Source organism: Frankia torreyi (genome assembly GCF_000948395.1).
In the GTDB taxonomy this organism is placed as follows: domain Bacteria; phylum Actinomycetota; class Actinomycetes; order Frankiales; family Frankiaceae; genus Frankia; species Frankia torreyi.
On the sequence record NZ_JYFN01000011.1, the window covers coordinates 25,560 to 41,353 of the forward strand.

General features: G+C 71.6%; 21 protein-coding genes. 9 read left to right on the forward strand and 12 right to left on the reverse strand.

The features are described 5' to 3' along the window. The first annotated feature begins 8 nt into the window (after nt 1-8). A complete protein-coding gene (locus tag FF36_RS09175; protein WP_199865359.1) occupies nt 9-980 on the forward strand; it encodes a tyrosine-type recombinase/integrase in 972 nt (323 codons plus the stop codon). A gap of 69 nt (nt 981-1,049) precedes the next feature. On the opposite strand, the gene FF36_RS09180 is transcribed toward FF36_RS09175, so the two are convergent. The 4 genes from FF36_RS09180 to FF36_RS09195 form a co-directional block, all read right to left on the reverse strand. Further along, the gene (locus FF36_RS09180; protein ID WP_044884578.1) at nt 1,050-1,376 is read right to left on the reverse strand and encodes a DUF2283 domain-containing protein; all 327 of its coding nucleotides are present in this window, start codon (nt 1,374-1,376) and stop codon (nt 1,050-1,052) included. A 253-nt stretch (nt 1,377-1,629) separates the two neighbouring features. Then, a complete protein-coding gene (locus tag FF36_RS09185; RefSeq protein ID WP_128423281.1) occupies nt 1,630-2,043 on the reverse strand; it encodes a DUF6941 family protein in 414 nt (137 codons plus the stop codon). A 530-nt stretch (nt 2,044-2,573) separates the two neighbouring features. Then, entirely contained in the window at nt 2,574-3,116 is a 543-nt protein-coding gene (locus FF36_RS09190) for a GNAT family N-acetyltransferase (RefSeq protein WP_044884580.1), read from the reverse strand. Next, entirely contained in the window at nt 3,113-4,429 is a 1,317-nt protein-coding gene (locus FF36_RS09195; RefSeq protein ID WP_242422395.1) for an NsdA family TPR-like regulatory protein, read from the reverse strand. Before FF36_RS09195 ends, FF36_RS09190 begins: the two co-directional genes overlap by 4 nt. 135 nt (nt 4,430-4,564) lie before the next feature. On the opposite strand from FF36_RS09195, the gene FF36_RS34835 reads away from it, so the two are divergent. The 5 genes from FF36_RS34835 (at nt 4,565) to FF36_RS37515 (ending at nt 6,928) form a co-directional block, all read left to right on the forward strand. Continuing rightward, nucleotides 4,565-4,906: a hypothetical protein gene (locus FF36_RS34835; protein WP_128423282.1), complete on the forward strand. Its 342-nt coding sequence runs from the start codon at nt 4,565-4,567 to the stop codon at nt 4,904-4,906. A 143-nt stretch (nt 4,907-5,049) separates the two neighbouring features. Beyond that, complete coding sequence (locus tag FF36_RS35385) at nt 5,050-5,208, forward strand: hypothetical protein (protein ID WP_157866944.1); 159 nt, start codon at nt 5,050-5,052, stop codon at nt 5,206-5,208. Between the two features lie 84 nt (nt 5,209-5,292). After that, the gene (locus FF36_RS35390; protein ID WP_157866943.1) at nt 5,293-5,454 is read left to right on the forward strand and encodes a hypothetical protein; all 162 of its coding nucleotides are present in this window, start codon (nt 5,293-5,295) and stop codon (nt 5,452-5,454) included. Between the two features lie 68 nt (nt 5,455-5,522). After that, complete coding sequence (locus FF36_RS09205) at nt 5,523-6,053, forward strand: glycine-rich domain-containing protein (RefSeq protein WP_044884583.1); 531 nt, start codon at nt 5,523-5,525, stop codon at nt 6,051-6,053. 20 nt (nt 6,054-6,073) lie between these two features. Further along, nucleotides 6,074-6,928: a hypothetical protein gene (locus FF36_RS37515; RefSeq protein WP_044884584.1), complete on the forward strand. Its 855-nt coding sequence runs from the start codon at nt 6,074-6,076 to the stop codon at nt 6,926-6,928. A 291-nt stretch (nt 6,929-7,219) separates the two neighbouring features. On the opposite strand, the gene FF36_RS34840 is transcribed toward FF36_RS37515, so the two are convergent. From FF36_RS34840 to FF36_RS09240, 7 genes are all read right to left on the reverse strand, one after another. Beyond that, complete coding sequence (locus FF36_RS34840) at nt 7,220-7,420, reverse strand: hypothetical protein (protein WP_128423283.1); 201 nt, start codon at nt 7,418-7,420, stop codon at nt 7,220-7,222. A 134-nt stretch (nt 7,421-7,554) separates the two neighbouring features. Further along, entirely contained in the window at nt 7,555-9,711 is a 2,157-nt protein-coding gene (locus FF36_RS09215; RefSeq protein WP_044884585.1) for an FtsK/SpoIIIE domain-containing protein, read from the reverse strand. After that, nucleotides 9,708-9,935, reverse strand: coding sequence for a hypothetical protein (locus FF36_RS09220; RefSeq protein WP_044884586.1), 228 nt, complete (start codon nt 9,933-9,935; stop codon nt 9,708-9,710). The genes FF36_RS09215 and FF36_RS09220 overlap by 4 nt, the downstream gene beginning before the upstream one ends. Next, on the reverse strand, nt 9,932-11,128 hold the full coding sequence (locus tag FF36_RS09225) for a hypothetical protein (protein WP_044884587.1): 1,197 nt from the start codon (nt 11,126-11,128) through the stop codon (nt 9,932-9,934). The genes FF36_RS09220 and FF36_RS09225 overlap by 4 nt, the downstream gene beginning before the upstream one ends. Further along, nucleotides 11,125-11,394, reverse strand: a complete 270-nt coding sequence (locus FF36_RS09230) for a hypothetical protein (RefSeq protein ID WP_044884588.1) — start codon at nt 11,392-11,394, stop codon at nt 11,125-11,127. Before FF36_RS09230 ends, FF36_RS09225 begins: the two co-directional genes overlap by 4 nt. Then, nucleotides 11,391-11,798, reverse strand: a complete 408-nt coding sequence (locus tag FF36_RS09235) for a hypothetical protein (protein ID WP_044884589.1) — start codon at nt 11,796-11,798, stop codon at nt 11,391-11,393. The genes FF36_RS09230 and FF36_RS09235 overlap by 4 nt, the downstream gene beginning before the upstream one ends. Then, complete coding sequence (locus tag FF36_RS09240) at nt 11,795-12,304, reverse strand: hypothetical protein (protein ID WP_199865360.1); 510 nt, start codon at nt 12,302-12,304, stop codon at nt 11,795-11,797. The genes FF36_RS09235 and FF36_RS09240 overlap by 4 nt, the downstream gene beginning before the upstream one ends. A 170-nt stretch (nt 12,305-12,474) precedes the next feature. Here FF36_RS09240 and FF36_RS09245 point away from each other — a divergent pair, with 170 nt between their 5' ends. The 3 genes from FF36_RS09245 (at nt 12,475) to FF36_RS32575 (ending at nt 14,640) form a co-directional block, all read left to right on the forward strand. Beyond that, nucleotides 12,475-12,669 carry an AlpA family phage regulatory protein gene (locus FF36_RS09245; RefSeq protein WP_044884591.1) on the forward strand — a complete coding sequence of 65 codons (195 nt, stop codon included), beginning with the start codon at nt 12,475-12,477 and terminating at the stop codon, nt 12,667-12,669. Nucleotides 12,670-12,878: 209 nt separating this feature from the next. Further along, a complete protein-coding gene (locus FF36_RS34845; RefSeq protein ID WP_128423284.1) occupies nt 12,879-13,994 on the forward strand; it encodes a hypothetical protein in 1,116 nt (371 codons plus the stop codon). A gap of 64 nt (nt 13,995-14,058) precedes the next feature. Beyond that, the gene (locus tag FF36_RS32575) at nt 14,059-14,640 is read left to right on the forward strand and encodes a PASTA domain-containing protein (protein ID WP_082121787.1); all 582 of its coding nucleotides are present in this window, start codon (nt 14,059-14,061) and stop codon (nt 14,638-14,640) included. Between the two features lie 653 nt (nt 14,641-15,293). Here the strand turns inward: FF36_RS32575 and FF36_RS09265 are convergent. Continuing rightward, nucleotides 15,294-15,737: a hypothetical protein gene (locus FF36_RS09265; RefSeq protein ID WP_044884657.1), complete on the reverse strand. Its 444-nt coding sequence runs from the start codon at nt 15,735-15,737 to the stop codon at nt 15,294-15,296. Nucleotides 15,738-15,794 lie beyond the last annotated feature (57 nt).

A 15,794-nucleotide genomic window follows, 5' to 3' on the forward strand; every position in this document is an offset into this window, starting at 1 on the left:
ACAGAACGGTGATTCTGTTGTATCTTCGGATCATGATTCCCGAGTCCGCCGCACCGTCCACCGACGTCGCCCTTGCTGAGATCATCGAGCCGGGCGCGCTCATGCCGGCCGACGGCGGGGACCCGTGGCCGCCGCTGGTCGCGCTCTGGCTCGATTCCGGGTTCGCGGCGAAGACGCGGGAGGCGTACGGCCGCGGGGTCGCCGAGTGGACGAGGGCCTGCGCCGGGTGGGACGTCCATCCGCTCGCCGCCCGCCGCCAGCACCTCGACCGGTGGGCCCGCGAGCTGGAAGCCGCCGGGCAGGCCTCCACCACGATCGCCCGGAAGCTGTCCTCGGTCGCGTCGGTCTACAGCTACGCGGTGGACGAGGGCGTCATCACCGCCTCGCCGGCCGCGCGGGTCCGCCGGCCGAAGACCGGCGACCGGCACCAGGCCCCCGGCATGTCCCTCGACGAGGCCCGCCGGTTCCTCGCCGCGGCGGCCGCCGACGGGCCGCGCACCGAGGCGCTTATGGGACTGCTGCTGCGCAACGGGCTACGGGTGTCCGAGGCGATCGGCCTGGACGTGACCGACCTCGACACCGAACGCGGCCACCGGATCATCCGCATGGTCGGCAAGGGCGCGAAGGCCGCGGTCATCGTGCTCGCCCCAACCACCGGCCACGCCCTCGACGTCTACCTCGACGGCCGCGCCGACGGTCCGCTGTTCGCGACGTCGACCGGCCGCCGCCTCGACCGGCCGGCGGTGTGGCGCAAGGTCCGCCAACTTGGCCGCCGGGCCGGCCTGCCCCAGACCCGGCTGTCTCCGCACTCGATGCGGGCCACCGCCATCACGCTCCTACTCGACGCCGGCGCGAGCCTGCGCGACGCCCAGGACTTCGCCCGCCACGCCGACCCCCGCACCACCCGCGGCTACGACCGCGCCCGCGGCAACCTCGACCGCCACGGCACCTACGCGCTGAGCGCCTTCCTCGGCGAGTAGAGCCAAGAAGCCTGGGCCCCTGCAGGTGGCGATCATCGGCCGCTGTCTGAGTAGACGGACCTGCGTGCGTCAGCTGACGGCGATGCGACCCTCGCGCTGGATCAGCGATGGAGGCGAGCCGCCAGGGGTTGAGCTGATCTCGGCTGACTGACCAGACAGGCCCCTGAGGTAGCGCTCCAGCGCCGATCGATCAGTCGCGGGGATGTGCATCGCCATGATGTCGCTCGTTGGGAGCGCGCGATATGGATTGATGATCTCGATGCCTACGACGACATCGAACCCATCAACATCAACTAGGGTGCCTGAGTCGAGTTGCACTGTTCGGGAGGCGGACTGAGCAGTCTCACCCATCGCGAGATAGATCGCGTTGGCCGTCTGGTCCCACGTCACCAACATGGCTGCACCCTAACTCATCCGTCCGGCCAGGCTACCGTGATCACAAAACGATTATTGCCTGCGACGGGTGCGCTCACACACACCTTCAGGATGCCCTGATCGGTCTGCCCGTAGATCCAGACCGACCCAGGCTGGCCCGGTTCGCGTCGAAGCTCCCTGCTCAGGGCTTGCTCGACCTGCGCATGCGTGGCTCGGCGCAGGATCATGCGTTCTCTACCGTGGTAGCTGATTGTGACGGGCATAGTCGGCTTCGTTAGGAAGTTTCCGTAGCTACCGGCGGTGGCGTGACTACCCGATAGTTGATCTTATATGGCTCGCTCTGATCAAGTGCCAGCTGGATGAGATGGTCACCCAGCTCGGCAATCGGTAGAAGCCCATTGATGGCCATCACGACGCGCACCACAGCGCCGGGCGGTGGAACAGGCGGCCAGATGGGGGTGGTTCGCACCTCCATGGTCAGGTGAGTCTGGCCCGAGGGTGCGGTCGAAATGATCGTCAAGAGCTGCTCAGCTCCGCATTTCTCTTGGGTGAACAGGAGCTCGACGAGCAGAGCGAACGGCCGCGCCCAGGGCACCGCTGGAACTGGCACGATCGGGCTCGCACCGAGTAGGTGGGCCGCGTCGCCGTCCACCCGGGCATGATCGGCAAGGATCGCATACTTGATCAACGGCACCTCCTCCTGAATTTAGGCAAGATATCCCCTTGACGTGGATCCACCTACAAGGGGCGCCGTGCGCCGGACATCGCGAGGGCAGCGAGGCGAAGAACGCACGGCGCTCGTTGCTCCTCGTTACCGGTCCGCCCGGCGCGAAGGCCATCACGGCACCGACGCCGTCGCGATCCCCGGGCCCGGGAAGCGTCGGCTACTCCGGCCGCTTCGGGGCGTGCACGGTCCGGCAGTTCGGGCATTCCTTGGACGACGGCGGACGGCGGAACGTCAGCTTCACCCCGGGCCCGGTCTGCGGGCGGCGATGCTTCCGGCAGCGCAAGACGATCGCCGCCGGGTTCTGCGGCTTCGCCGCCGGATCATCCATGTTGCTGAGGATGGCCCGTTCCGTCGGTCCGCGCCGTAGTCCCCACGTGATCCGCTATGCGACCGGGATCAGCGTGACCGACGGCTTCGCCAACGGTCCACCGCCGTCATCCTGGTCGGCCTCGACCAGACGCTGCACCAGAGCGAGGGGACGGTGTACTCGGTCAGGCTTCGATGGTTGGCGCTCGTGAGACCCACTCGGAGCGGGCGATCGCGTAGATGCCTTTCTCTGCGCCGTGAAGGCGTTCGGTGCGCGTGAGGTGCATGCCGAGTCGTTCGGCGAGCCGGATCGAGGCGGCATTCGTGGCCCGGATGACCGAGACGACCTCGGGTAGATCGGGGTATTCGTCGAAGGCCCAGCCGATCGCGGCGGTCGCGGCTTCAGTACCGAACCCGTGGCCCCACCAGGGGCGACCGATGAACCAGACGGCTTCGATGCCCGGCCAGCCTGGTTCGTTCCACAGGCCGGCGCGGCCGATGAGCGTGCCGGTGGCGCGTTCGACGACGGACCAGGGGCCGACGCCTTCGAGGGTCCAGCACCCGATGTTGCCGGCGAGGTTGTGCCAGGTGCCGTGCCGGTCAGATGGACCGCCGATGTGCCTGGTGAACTCCTCGTCGCTCCATATCTCGGCGTAGGCGTCGAGGTCGGCTCGGGCGATGGGACGCAGGATCAGCCGGTCGGTGGTCAGGGTGGGAATCGTGGTCACGGGGCGCCCGTCCCCGCCGGCAGAGCCCGGTATGCCTCGACGTAGGCGGCGACTTCGGGGAGCTGGCGGTGATCCGCGCTGAATGCACGGCCGAGACTGCGGAGCTTCCCGCTGACGGTGTGGGCAGGAACCGGGCTCTCGGCCAGGACGGCGCTCGCGATACGCGCCGCCTCCTCGGGCTCGGGTCTGCTGCCACGCAGGTGCGCGAGCGCGAGAGTCAGCGTCGCGTGGTGGGATTCCTCGGCCGAGTAGTCGCCGCCGCGCCGCTGGTACCCGTCGACGGCGATCGCTGCCCACCGGCCGGCATCGTCCATGTCGCCGAGCGCCAGCGCGGCGCCCGCGCGGAACATCGCGACGCCGGCCGGGCCCACCGGCGTTGACCCAGGCCTGGGCGCGAAGGTGTCCGCGGTCGCCTCCATCCGGCCGAGCGCCTCGCGGGCCGCGGCCGCGTTGCCGAGAGCGGCGTGGGTGCGTGCCTCATAGGCGGCGATCCGGGCCGCCATGTACGGGTCGGTGATGTGGCTGACCGCCTGAAGGTCGGCCAGCGCCGGGCCGTAACGCTGCCGCCAGTAGGCGATGCTCGAGCGCAGCGCCGCCACCGACAGGATCAGCACCGGGTCACCGACCTCGGCGGCATACCGGCCGGCGAGGCCGGCGAACCGGCGCGCCGAGCGCATGTCGTCGGTGTTGAACGCCAACCGGCCGAGGAAGTAGGTGAACTGGCCACCCAGCAGCGTGATCCGCGGCCGAGATTCGGGGGCGACCGGGCCGCCGAGGATCGTCGTGATCTGCCTCCAGCGGGCGCCGACCTCGGGCAGCAGAGACGCATGCGGTGCGGAGCCGTAGACCCGGGCGATCTCGTCCGCGTCGGCCTCCAACTCGTCGAGCGTCGCCGCGGTGACCGCCTTGTCCATTGCCGTCTGTGTCGATGCCGCCAGCGCGGACAGGGCGGCCAGCTCCACGAATTCCCGCCGGTCCGTGGCCGTCTCCTCTCTCAGGATCCCCTCTGCCACTGTGGGGGCGAGAGACGGTCCGCGTCCACGATCCAAGTTGATCTCGTTGGCGGTGTGCTCCATCATCGCCTCGCGCCACAGCGCGAGCAGACGGCCGGCCGCGCCCAACTCCCGGTCGAGCCCGTCGACGACGTGCGGTGACGGCAGCAGTTTCGGGCTCCCGTGCTGCTCACCGCGGACAGCGGCGGAGACGACCATCCGGTTGACGCCGATCTTCTTCGCGAGCTGGGTGCGGTTCGTCCCGCGCTCGCCGATCAGCTTCCCCAGCTCGGCGACAAAAGCGGCACGAGCAGGTGCCATGGCCATTTCCCCGTCCTGCATCTCGGCGCGAGAGGGCTTCCTCTCGCGCGAGAGATTCTCGCAGTCTGTACCAGATCTGTCGCGCGTTGTGTCATATCCACACCGGCAGCCGGCCACGACGGGAGGAGACAGGATATGGACTCCCTGCCCCTTCCCCGGCCGGCCGGGACCGCGGGACGGGACGGCGGGGCCGCTCCTCCTCATGTCGTCCCACCCGGGCAGGGACACGGCGGGACAGCGCCGTCGCGCCGTGAGCTGCTCCCCGCCCGGGCCCCAGCCCCGGAACGGCCGGGAGACGGCACCACCGTCGTCCCGATCGTCTATGGGGTGCTCGTCGTCTGGACCAGCGGGGACACCGAGGTGCATGCCGGCTGGTCCACCGTGGCGGAGGCGGAGGTGCACTCCGCGCGGCTGCGCGGCCTCGCGCACTCCGCGGTGATCCCGATCCATCTGATCAACCGGGCCGCCGGCCCCTAGATCAGCCCGGCGTGTTCCCCCCGAGCGCGCCGGGCATCTGACGCTGCCCTACCCGCGGCCCGCGACGTGCCGGACTGGACTCCCGCGCCGCGGGACCACCGTGGGTAGGGCAGCCCCCATCTACCAGCGAAAGGCCGCGCTCTGTGCCCATTGCCGCGCTGCTTGCCACCGCCGCCGAACTGCCCGCCCCGGTCGACAACCTGTTCGTCGTCGAGCTTCACCACGCCGATGCCCTCAACCTCACCAGCGCGCAGGCCGAGGGGCTGCGGGTGCTCTGCCGCTCCTACGCCGACCAGCGCTAGGCCGCCGACGTCGAACGTGCCGCCCGCGCCGCCGACCCCGACAGCCTGTCCGCTCTCGATTTGGCGATCACCGAGTACATCCGGGTGACCCGTAGCGTTCTCGGCCTGTGGACCTCTCTGTTCCAGGAGGGCTACACGCTGCTCGACGGCGAGCAGCGGCGCGAGGCGGTGCGGATCCGCCGCGGCCAGGCGGCCGACGCGTTCGCCGGGGTCACAGGCGCCGCGGGCGAACCTGCGGCCATTTGACCTGCCCGCCCATGAGCCTCCCCACCACACGGGAGCCCCTGCCTGAAACCAGGGACGGAAGGAGAACCATGTCCACCACCCTTGCCCTGCCCCGACTCGGCCGGGACCTGATCCCGCAGAAGCTCTACACGCGACTCGTCGCCCGCCTCGAAGCCGACCATCCGGAGGTCGGCGACGACGCCGGTCGGATCATCGACCAGGCCCTGGCGTTCCTCGCCGCGTGCGGCCCGACGCTCGACCGCGGTCTGCGTCCATCCCGCGCCGTTGACCTGGGCTGGCATACCTTCCTGCTGTTCACCAAGGACTACGCGCTGTTCTGCCGAAAGGTCGCCGGCACGTTCATCCACCATGCCCCCGACGACAGGCCCGTCAGCGCCGGTGCTTGCGCCCCCGAACCGGAGGGATGCCAGGCCGGCGGGGACCTCAGCGGGCATCCCGGATCGATGCGGATCGCGCGGACGGTGCGGGCGATCGAACGTCTCGGCTACCAGCTTGAACCCGACCTGTGGGCGACCGCGGCCGACTGCGCCGACGATGGAAACTGCTCGGCGAGCGGTAAGGACGGCGACGAGAACCAGGGCAGCCGTATCCCCAAGTAACGGACCATGGAGCCATATCAATGATCGAATGGGACGATCTGCCGGGCGAGGCGCGGGCCGCGATCATCGAACAGACCGGTCCGGTGACCTCCACCGCGGATGTGGGCGGAGGGGACGGCTGCGACGTCGCCGCGGTCGTGACCACCCCGGCAGTCAGGATGTTCGTCAAGGGCGTCCACGGCGGTGGGGTGCGGGCCAGGCGTCTGCGCGCCGAGTACACCAACGGTCGGCTTGCCCCGGGGATCGCGCCGACACCGCGGTTCGTCGTTGACATCGACGACTGGCTGTTCGTCGGATTCGACCACGCCGCCGGACGGTCGGCTGACCTGCGCCCTGGGTCGGCCGACCTGCCGGCGGTCGCCGCGGCCGTGGACGCCATCGCGGCGCTTCCCGCGGGTGAGCTGCGTCCGCTTGAGCTCCGATGGTCCGGGGCGGACTGGTGGGACGAGATCCGGGCGCTGCCCGCGGGCACACTCGACGGCTGGAACGCGGCCGCGGCGGCACCCCTCGCCGCCGCGGCACCGCGGCTGGTCGCCGGAGACCGGCTCACCCACACCGACCTGCACGGCGGGCAGTTTCTCCTCGACGGCCCGCTGGTACGGGTCGTCGACTGGGCGCGGCCCGCCGCCGCCGCGTGCTGGGTCGACGCGGCGTTCCTGGTGATTCGACTCGTCGGGGCCGGCCACGAACCGGCGGACGCCGAACGATGGGCCGCCAGGCTCGACTGCTGGACGGTCGCCCCAGACACCCTGACCGCCTTCGCCTGCTACGTCGCCGGGTTGTGGACACTGCGCGCCACCCAGACAGGGGGCTCGGCAGCCGCCTGGCGCGCCCGGTCGGCCCGCCGGTACGCGGCCACCCGGCAGGGACGCTGATTGGGGGTTGCCGTTGCCGGGAGTGCATTGACCCGGACGGCACACCCCGCAGAACAGGTCAGCAGCGGGCCCGGCAGACGGCTCGGCCGTGGCGGACGGTGAGAGGGCGCCCGTACTGGCCGCATCTCTCGCAGGTGGGCATAGGCGCGCGGGTCGGTGTTCCGCAGGGCGTCAGGCCCTTGCCGTCGGTCACGTCCCGCAGCCGGTCGCGGGCCTGGTCGCGGTCGGCGCGCGCCCAGGTCCGTCTCGCGGACCTCGCCGGGCCGGCGGCGATCCAGTCGATTAGGCCCATCAGTACTCGCCGTCGGTCTCGGAGGGCATCAGCATGGTGCCGTGGGGGCCGTGCTGTCCGGGGTGGTGCACCCAGGCGCCGGTGTCGTGGCGTAGGGGTCGGGTCGGGCCGCCGGGGTGGCCGCAGGCCGCGCAGTGCTCGGGCGGGGTCGTGCCGGCCGCCGGCATCTGACGATCGGTCCGGGTACGTCGCAGTGGCATCGCGTCTTCCCTTCGCCTGCCCGCCAGGTCGGTCCTGACGGGGTGGTTGAGGGCAGGCCCGGGACCCCTCTACTGCCGCTACCGTGCAGGTCAGAGGGGTCTACCGGGGCCGCTACTGGGGTAGAGGGCCCCGTCTACGGGGCGGGTGTGGAGCCGAGCGGGGTAGCGGGGGGTTCGCTGGCGGCGCGGGTAGACGGGGCCCCGTCTACCGGCCGTGCGGCGAGCGCCTCGGGTGGGATCGCGCCTTCGAGGTCGCGCAGCAGCCAGCCGGCCCGGTTCTCCCCATCGATCTTGACTTGCTTCATGCTCCGCACGACGCCGGCGTCCTCCAGCTCGGAGGCGAGGCGGGTGCCGTCCCATTCGCCGTAGGTGTCTTCGTCGATGTTGACCAGGGCGGACAGGAGATCCTCGGTCCACATACGGGAGCGGCGGCCGAACGCCTCCAGCACGTCGGCGATGACGGTAGGAATCACGAACCGGACGCTCGCGGCAGCTGAGGCAAGATCGCCGCAGGCTTCCCCGGTCAGCGTGCCCTCGGCGAGACGTAGCTCCCGGCCGCGCTGGCACACGGCCTCGAAGTCCGGGTTCTCGAGCAGGTCGGCCTTCACCACGACGAACGACGCCGGGCCGGTGACCAGCACGCCGACGCCCTTGTGATGCTCCGACTCGGAAAGGATCGACGCGTCCGCGCCGGCGCGGGCCTTCCCGTCCCCGAGCACCATGTCCGACGACGTCTTGTCGGTGACCTGCGTGCAGTACCGGTAGGTGACGATCTCCCGCAGCTTCGTCGGGACGCTCTTCGCGTCCGGCCGCTGCGACGCGTACACCGGCATGATTCCCGCGGCCGGGCCGCGCCGCGCGATCCGGGCGAGCTTCCCGATGATCCGCTGACGGTCCTTCTCGTCTTCGACGGCCTCGAAGTACTCCTGCAACTCGTCGATCACCAGCGGGATCAGCGGCAGCCGGTAGCGGCGCATGATCTCCGGGGTGAGTTTCCCCTGCGGGCAGACCGACGCGGGCAGGCTCGCGAGCAACGCGAACCGCCGCGACATCTCCGAGATCAGCTCGTCGAGCATCGCCTCGAAGGCGGTCAGGTCGTCCGGGTCGGCGCCGGAGACGTAGCGGTGGGCGACGCCGGCGACGGCGCGGAAGTCGGCGCCGCCCTTGCCGTCGGCGAGCCAGAGCTGACACCACGGGTCCAGGACGGCGGCGGCGACGAGGAGCCGCATGGAGAACGTCTTGCCGCGTCTGGGCAGCCCACCGAAGAACGCGGACTGCCACAGCAGCAGGACGTCGATGCGGTTCCCGCGGGCGTCCCGACCGAACGGCACCGGCTTCCAGAAGTCGAACCGGTCGAGGTCGATGAGCTGGGAGCGGATCGGGGTGCCAAGGTAGGGGTCGTCGTCGGCGACCCACAGGGACAGCCGCCGGCCGTGGCCGCCTTCGTGGGCGCGGACCCGGCTCAGGATGAGCTGGATCTCGTCGACGCCGAGTTCGGCGGCGAGCACGTCGAGCTTGGCGATCGCGTGGGCGGCGGTCTTCCCCGCCCCGCGGGGCAGGTCCAGGACGGTCTCCCAGCCGCGGCCGTGCCGGTCCCGCACGATCGGCGCGCACAGCACCAGCGTCGTGCCCGGCTTGAGTAGCCCGGCGGCGCGGAACGCCGCGTTGAGATGCTCCGGGGCCAGATCCGCCCGCGGGTCCGGCTCCATCCCGCCCACGGCCAGTACACCACCCGGGGCCCGGCGCCGCCCGGCGAGGCCGGCCGCGCCCGCCCCGACGGCGACGCTCAGCACGGGCAGCCAGTCGCCGACCATCACCGCGCCCAGCGCCTCAGCGAGACTGCTGCCGCCGAACACCCCACCGCTGATGATCCACCGGGCTTTGCGGTGCTCACGGACGACGAAGATCTCCTTGCCGAGCCGGCCGGCGGGGTCGCGGAGCTCGACGGCCAGATCCTCCGCGCGCACCCACATCCACCACCAGCGCCCGAGCTGCCACGAGCCCCGCGCCACCGCCGCCGGGGTCCGCCACGTCGAGCGCACCGCCAGCCGGCCGGCGACCAGCCCGGCACGCCGAGCACGGGCCCGGGCGACCGCACGGTCGGTCATCCACACCGGTAGCCGCAGCGGATCGTCGAGCCGTAGCGGCACCGCCGGGCGGGCCGCCACCGGACCGGCCGCGGGCAGCACCTCGCCCACGACAGGCCCGGCTTCCACCATCGGCTCGGCCGCCCAGGGCCCGGTGACGACCGTGCCCCCGTGCGCCGCAGGCGCCTCGTCGAGCTCGGTCACCGGCCCTCACCACCGGGCGGGAGCACGACGACCGACGCTGCCAGCGGCCGGACCCCGGCCGCGCCGGACACCGCGGCCTCGAACCGTTCCGCCGCGTCGACGACCGCGAGCACGACCAGACCGGCCGCACGGACCGCCAGTACGACCACGGCCAGGACGACGAGCCCGGTCGCCACCCACCAGGGCAGCGCGCGCAGGTCCGCGCGGATTCCCCCGCCGGTCACTGGGCACCGCCGTCGGCCTGCTCGGCGTTGACCTTGTCGCGGAGCCGGCGGGCGGTCACCGCGCCGACGCCGAGCCGCTCCCGCAGCTCCTCCGCGGTCACCGGGCGGCCCTTACGGCGGGCGTAGCGCCGGGCGGCGGCGAGCGCCTCGTCAGCGGTCAGCTTCCGCCGCGCCTGCGGGTTCACCCGGCGTCCACCCGTCTTCGTCGCCGGCGGATCGGACGGCGGCGGGTCCGCGAGCGCCACCCCACCCGACCGGCCCACCGAGTCGGCCGACTCCCCGTCGGAAACCTGCTGGTCGAGCTCGGTAGTCGGGTGCGCGGGAGTCGGGTCGGTCAGGTCCGTTCCGGCCGGCTCGACGACACCCTCAGGGAGGGCGCTGGCGAGCAGCACGGACAGGCCGGCATCCCAGCCGTCCACCGGGTCGACGGGCAGTCCGGGAGCGACCGCCGGGGCCAGGCCGCGGCGGCGCGTCCCGTAGACGCCGGTCTGGTAGACGAGACGGACCGTGCCGTCGGGGGACAGCTCGACCACCGCGCGGCGCACCGCCGCCCGCCGCGCCCGCGCCAACCGCCGCTCGACTAGCCGGCCATGCCGAGCCGCCGTCCGCTCGGCGCGCGAGCGCGGCGGCGAGGCGACGGCGAGCTGATGGGCGACGATGCCCGCCACCGACACCGCGGCCATCACCACGCCGGCGAGCGGGCCGTGAGTCGACCAGCCGTGCGCCAGGTTCAGCGCCGCGCCGGTCGCCGCGAAGACGATGACGCCGACCGCGAGCCAGCGCACCGGCCGGTCCGGGTGCCGCCGCCGGGACGCCTGCACCGCGCCGGCGAACGCCCACGCGCCCAGCTCGGTCAACGCGGGCAGCAGGACGCCGGTCACGGCCCCGTAGATCCGCAGCCCGTAGACGGCCATCGCAGGGACCGCCATCGCCGCGCAGAGCACCGCCAAGGCGTAGATGAGCACCTCGACGGTGTGCACGGCGAGCCAGCCGGCTGCCGCCTGCCGGGCCGCACTCCGCCGCGCCCGCCGGCGAGACATGGCCGCATCCCGCGCGGCCCGCTGCTTCTCGGCTCGCTCGTCGGCTTGGGCCAGCGCCACGGCCTGCCGTGCGGCAGCCGCATCCAGGTCGAGCCGGTTCTGCTCGCGGGCCGCCATCCGGTCGGCCAACCGCTGCGTCGCCCAGCCGCTCACTGGGCACCCCCGGCGCGCTGGTCGAGCTCGTGCCAGCGGGCCCGGCCGGCACGGACGTGCGCGACCAGCCAGCGGACCGCCGCCGCGGCCAGCTCGACGTCGTTCGTGTCAATCGCGTCGACCAGGACCTCCGCGTAGATCGAGCCGTACGCCGTCTGCACCTGGAGCTGCTCGGCCGTCATCGCCCGCGCGAACGTCCGATCGGCGAACCCCTGAACAACGTCGTCGGGGAGCAGGTCGGTAAGCGGGATCGTCTTCGCGGTCATCGGGCCTCCTCCGTGCTGGTCGCCGTGCTCCCGAGCAGAGGGCGCACGGCGGCGTCGAAGGTCAGCAGGGCGTCCGCGTAGCCGTCGGACTGCCAGTCGAAGTCCTGCCGCTCGTCGTCGAGCAGCGTCGGGTCGTCCGCCTTCGCCCGCAGGGCCAGGAGGCCATCGGCCAGCGCCTGCGGGCGCCCCTCGAAGACGTCGGGGATGACGTCGCGGGCCTGGCACATGCCGAGCGCGCGCTGCCAGGCTTCGCGCTGCTCGGCCGGCGACCGAGTCGGGTCGAAGCGGCCCGCGCCCTCGGCGTTGATGCGCTCTTGCAAGGTCATGGCGGCGCGGGCCAGCGGATACCGGCTCCCCACGTCGATCAGGTCGGGATGGTGGGCGAACAGGTCGGTGGGGCTCACGCGGCCACCGCCAGCATCGGCTCGGCCACGGCGATGGTGACCCGCAGGGTTGGCGCGACGTCCCGCATCGGGACCTCGCCGAGACCGGCGCGGGTGTAGTCGGCGCGGATCTGCTCCAGGTCCGGGGTGGTCTTCGCCGACGGCACCCGCTCGACCATCCACCGGCCGTACAGGCCGTCGGGAAGCCGGTCGAGGAGCTTGCGGGCCTTGCGCTTGCCGCGGTCACCGGCGCGGGCAGCCTCACCGGCCAGGTCGAACGCGACCGCCGCCGCGTCGATCACCTCCAGCGGGGGCAGCTCGTCGACGGCGAACAGCTTCGGTGCGGCCGCCAGCGTCGGCTCGGCCACCACCGGGGCGGGGACGGCGGCCGGGGCCAACTCGACGGCCGGGGGGAGCGCGGCCGGGCCGAGGCGGTCCAGCACGCGGACCGCCACCGCGACGACCAGGCGGCGGGCCGTGCGAGCGAACCGCTCACGGGCGCGCGGAGGCATGACAAGGTGGGGCACAGCGGGTCTCCTGTTCTGGCAGGTGGTCCGTCAGGCCCTGGCTCGGAGCTCCTACCTCCTGGCCGGGGCCGCTCAAGTGGCACGTTACTAGAGAAGTAGTCTAGCATGCAACCCGCATACTGGCGACTCGCCTACTAGACTTGGCGCCCATGACAAAGGATCTTCGGCTCATGGCAGCAGCGGAGATCGCGCAGGCTCTCGGTCTGGGCTCCGCGCGGATCTACCAGATCATGAAGTCCGATCCGACGTTCCCCGAGCCGATCGCGACCTTGCGGGTCGGCAAGATCTGGCTCGCCACCGACATCGAGGAGTGGATGCGACGCACCGGCCGCACACCCACCAGGCCCACAGCCGATTCCGGCTGATCGACAGCACGGGGCGTGCCGGCTGAAGACCCACGGTCTCAGCGCACATGAAGCGGGCCGACCAGGAGTTCGCACCTCCTGACCGGCCCTTGATCAGTAACCCTTTCCTCAGAAGGGCACCGACCTGTGTCCCATCATGCCCGCGGCAGCCTGCCTGAAGGCGGCCAGACCACCGACGTCACCACCCCACTTGCCCGCTGGGGCTCCTCATGAGCTGGGGATGGGTCGCCGCCGCCTTCGACATACTCCCCGGCGATCTCCCCCCGGCCGAGCGAACCGTCGTGCTCGCTCTCGCCGAGAACGCCCGCCGCGGCTCGCGCCGCGCATCCCCCGGACTACCGAAGCTCCTTGCCCGCTCCGGACTGAAGAGCCGTAGCCAACTCGCCGCCGTACTCGGCCGGCTCGCCGGGCGTGGACTGATCCGACAGGTCGAGCGCGCCCGGCGCGGCCACGTCGCCGTCTACGAACTCCTGTTCGACGAGGTCCGGTTCGACGTGGACACCGAGATGGGTCCGGTGGACCGGACGCAACCACCTGCGGAGCAACCAACCGCCGTCGCCGTTGCGTCCGCCTCGCCGGACGCAACTCACCAAGAACCCGCGGGGATTGGGTTCGGCACACCGGACGCAGACACGGAAGTTACCGATGAGTTGCGTCCGGCCGGCCCCCGAATTGCGTCCGGTGGACCGGACCCCTCCCTGGCAAGCTCCCTGGAAGTACAAGCAGCAGCAGCGGAGCCCACCGACGACGAACCGGGGAGCGATCTTCAAGGAGGCTCGAAGATCGCTTCGAGCGTTCACGGTGAGCACCAGGCCACCGAGGAGCTGAGCGGCGCCGTCGAGGTGAACCCGTACGCCGACCTCGCCGGCCGCCTGGCCCACGACGAGCAGCTCCCCGCCTCCTGGCAGCCGGACATCGCCGCTGCCCTCGCCCGCGGCTGCACCCCCGAGCAGATCACCGCCGCCTACCAAGCACCGGTCACCGGCACGGTCCGCAGTTCCATCGCGGTCCGCCGACGGCGTATCCGCGACCTCCACCCCGAACCCGCCACCCTGGCCACTTCGGCGCCGTCGGTGTTCGTCCCCCCGAACCTGCACCAGATGTGCCGCAGGCACACCCAGCCGGCGCCATGCCCGGTCTGCGCCGACCTCGAAGCCGACGACGGCGGCGCACCGGCCACGCCGGCCCGCGTCGCACTGCAGACCCGCGCCGACGGCGTGCTCGCGGCCCACGCTCGGCCGCTGTCCACCCTGGACGGCATCGCCGAGCTACGCGCCAGACTCCCGCGACCCCATCAACGCACCGTCAACCATCGAACGCCTTGAGCGTCCGCTCCAGGGCTGATCGCTAGCATGCGCCCTCGGACGTACGAAACGGGGGAATCGCACTATGAGTTATGGCTATGACGACCGGGGCTATCCGCCCAACGATCGTGCCGGCTGGCGTGATCCGCGCTACGACTATCCGCCACCGGCCCGCGATCAGTATGCCGGCCACCGCCCGTCCACATCGCCCCCGCCGCCAGAGAAGAGGGGCCTTTCCCGCAACGCGAAGATCGGAATCGGCGCGGGCGTCGCGATCCTCCTCATCGTGATCGGCGTCGCCGCCGGCGGGGGAAACGGAACCTCTACCGCTCCGGCCGCGGCCGCCGCGGTGGACGCCAATTCTCCCGCAGCCACAGCACCCGCAGCCACAGCACCCGTAGGCTCCGCGCCGGCAGCAGCGGTCACTGCAGCTCCGGCCGTGCAGAAGGCCGTGCCGAACGTGGTCGGCCTGAACCATCAGACCGCCCAGGACACCCTCCAGGCGGCCGGCTTCTACAACCTGGCGGAAGAGGACGCGACCGGCCAGGGGCGGCTCCTGGTATTGGACCGGAACTGGCATGTCGTTTCCCAGCAACCCGCAGCCGGAACAGTTATCAGCACCGACGCGCAGGTGATGCTGCGGTCGAAGAAGTACACCGACCCGTGATCCCGACACGGACCAACAGCGGCCGGGCCCAAGACTGACCAGTGCGGTCCGGGCGCCGGCCTGACCGAATGCCCGGAACGCGAAGGGCCGGGTACGCTTCCGATCTTGCCGGAGCCGGCAAGATCGGGACAGTATCCCGATCTTCGCGGCGCCGCGAAGATCGGCTTGCCGGTGCCGGCAAAGTGATCAGGTGGACGGCGTATGCCGTGGATCGCCACAGCCGGGCCGGCGAAGGGTATCCACAGTGTGGACACCCTCGGCGCTCCACTGGAGCACCTGACCCAGGAGCGGGCGCGTTCGTACGCACTTTGTGCGTACGAACCTCAACCGGTCCCCTGTCCGTCCGGGGGCGGACGAAGTTGACCCCCGGTGGTCCACGGTCCGGATGGTGCTGGACGTTCAGCTCCGGCCGGAGGGCAGCACCGAGGCCCGACCCGCCGCCACTGATGGCGGGTCCGCCGTCGCAACCGAACGTGACGGCCGCTCAGACGTAACTGCGATGTCCGAGCGGGCGCCCGCACCACCGGCGGCGGACGCTGGCTGCCGGGTGCCGGCAGCCACGGACCAGGCCATGATCACGGTCCGCAAAAAGTCCGCATGATGTTGTAAAACCGCGTGATCCCGCGTAACCCCGTGAACGCACGAAACCCCTGCTAGGGCTGGGGATTCTGCCTATCGGCACGGAACTGATCAATCACCACGGTGAACTGGCCGTTGACGGTCACGTCGGTGATGCCGGCGAACAGGGCGCCGGTGCCGGGTAGGGCGACGACCGTCCGGACACAGATGACGAACGACGCGCCCGGTTCCAGGGTCTGCGCGCCATCGCCGGGATTGCCGGCGCCACAGTTCGCGCCGGCCGGGGCGAAATGGATCTGCGGCTGGCCGGACACGCCCTGATCCTGCAGGGAGAGGGCGGCGGCGAGGCGGGCCCGGTCGGCGCCCTGGGTCTCGCTGTCGGCGGTGGCGAAGGCGCGGCCGGCCTCGCGGGCCGCCTGGGTGACGCCGAACGCCGACTTCTGCACCGCGAACACGCACAGGAACAGGTACACGAACGGGACGAGCAACACGATGGACAGCCCGACGAACTCGATCATCGCCGAGCCGTCGTCCACCCCCCGTCCCTCACGGCGCACCCGGCCCGCGCCCGCGCG

Excerpts from the sequence above, each read along its gene's own strand:
- FF36_RS32575 (WP_082121787.1), top strand. The coding sequence starts at position 14,059 with ATGAGTTATGGCTATGACGACCGGGGCTATCCGCCCAACGATCGTGCC.
- FF36_RS09180 (WP_044884578.1), bottom strand. The coding sequence starts at position 1,376 with ATGTTGGTGACGTGGGACCAGACGGCCAACGCGATCTATCTCGCGATG.
- FF36_RS09230 (WP_044884588.1), bottom strand. The coding sequence starts at position 11,394 with ATGACCGCGAAGACGATCCCGCTTACCGACCTGCTCCCCGACGACGTT.
- FF36_RS09195 (WP_242422395.1), bottom strand. The coding sequence starts at position 4,429 with ATGGCACCTGCTCGTGCCGCTTTTGTCGCCGAGCTGGGGAAGCTGATC.
- FF36_RS09265 (WP_044884657.1), bottom strand. The coding sequence starts at position 15,737 with ATGATCGAGTTCGTCGGGCTGTCCATCGTGTTGCTCGTCCCGTTCGTG.
- FF36_RS09245 (WP_044884591.1), top strand. The coding sequence starts at position 12,475 with ATGGCAGCAGCGGAGATCGCGCAGGCTCTCGGTCTGGGCTCCGCGCGG.
- FF36_RS37515 (WP_044884584.1), top strand. The coding sequence starts at position 6,074 with ATGATCGAATGGGACGATCTGCCGGGCGAGGCGCGGGCCGCGATCATC.
- FF36_RS34845 (WP_128423284.1), top strand. The coding sequence starts at position 12,879 with ATGAGCTGGGGATGGGTCGCCGCCGCCTTCGACATACTCCCCGGCGAT.
- FF36_RS34840 (WP_128423283.1), bottom strand. The coding sequence starts at position 7,420 with ATGCCACTGCGACGTACCCGGACCGATCGTCAGATGCCGGCGGCCGGC.
- FF36_RS34835 (WP_128423282.1), top strand. The coding sequence starts at position 4,565 with ATGGACTCCCTGCCCCTTCCCCGGCCGGCCGGGACCGCGGGACGGGAC.
- FF36_RS09205 (WP_044884583.1), top strand. The coding sequence starts at position 5,523 with ATGTCCACCACCCTTGCCCTGCCCCGACTCGGCCGGGACCTGATCCCG.